The sequence below is a fragment of the Mucilaginibacter sp. P4_G9 genome (genome assembly GCF_056400985.1).
Genome location: NZ_JBFUKF010000867.1, coordinates 1 through 838, shown reverse-complemented (window position 1 = coordinate 838; position 838 = coordinate 1). Strand labels below are relative to the sequence as shown.

At 41.1% G+C, this 838-nt stretch carries 2 protein-coding genes; one reads left to right on the top strand and one right to left on the bottom strand.

Features of this window, described 5'->3' with window-relative positions; genetic code table 11:
* The coding region (locus AC1DPZ_RS28240) for a S24 family peptidase (protein ID WP_477409788.1) at positions 1-388 on the top strand (388 nt) is incomplete at its 5' end.
* Between the two features lie 56 nt (positions 389-444).
* On the opposite strand, the gene AC1DPZ_RS28235 is transcribed toward AC1DPZ_RS28240, so the two are convergent.
* Positions 445-756: a hypothetical protein gene (locus AC1DPZ_RS28235; protein ID WP_477409786.1), complete on the bottom strand. Its 312-nt coding sequence runs from the start codon at positions 754-756 to the stop codon at positions 445-447.
* Positions 757-838: the final 82 nt, after the last annotated feature.

Here is an 838-nt window from a genome sequence, read left to right as displayed (position 1 = left end):
CGCATCGGGTGTAGAAGTATATAATGATATAAATGATTCGCACCCGGTTGGGCGTATGAACTTTCCGGGTATTGAAGATTGCGATTTTGCCTTACCTGTTTGGGGGCACTCGATGTACCCTTACCTGGAGAACGGCTGCTGGGTAGCCCTAAAGATCATCCATGACAAAAAGATACTGCCCGGAGAAGTTTATTATATTGAGTGGGGCGACTACCGCATGTACAAACGCCTGCTTGCCGGCGATAGCCCGGATGAAGTAATAGCACACTCCGATAACACTACCGAGATGGTTGGCAACCGCCTTAAGTATGCCCCCTTCCCTATTAATGTAGCCGACATAAAAAAACTTTGCCTGGTTAAGGATATCCATAAAAAACATAACCATTAGTCCCCTCCCCCTAAAGGGAAGTTTCTTTGATTGGCGTAAATAGCGTTTCCGTCCAATTACTCCTCCCTAAGGGGGCCGGATGGATTCTCTATTCTGAATATCATACAATCTATATCTGTTTTTAAGCTTTCAATAAGCTCTTCTAATTCGGTTTTTGATAAATCATCCCTAAAGTCGCTTTGCCTGGTGTTATTGATATATTGCAAATAGGTGCCTATCATGAGGTTGTGTTTTTTATTAAGGCGATCGCCATCATAAGCAATCATTTTAAACAAATGATCAAGGTGATTATAGTAATTGCGCTTAGTCAGGCTTTCAATATCAACCGATTCCCGCTTAAGTTTCCTCAAAAATTCATCGGGACTCATAATTTATTATCTATGTTAAAAAGTTCGCGGTTTATACACCTACGTAAATATATGAACAATAGGGAAAAACACCCACTATTTG

What these genes read in the sequence shown, in the direction of transcription:
- AC1DPZ_RS28235 (WP_477409786.1), bottom strand. Translation starts at nt 756, where the DNA reads ATGAGTCCCGATGAATTTTTGAGGAAACTTAAGCGGGAATCGGTTGAT.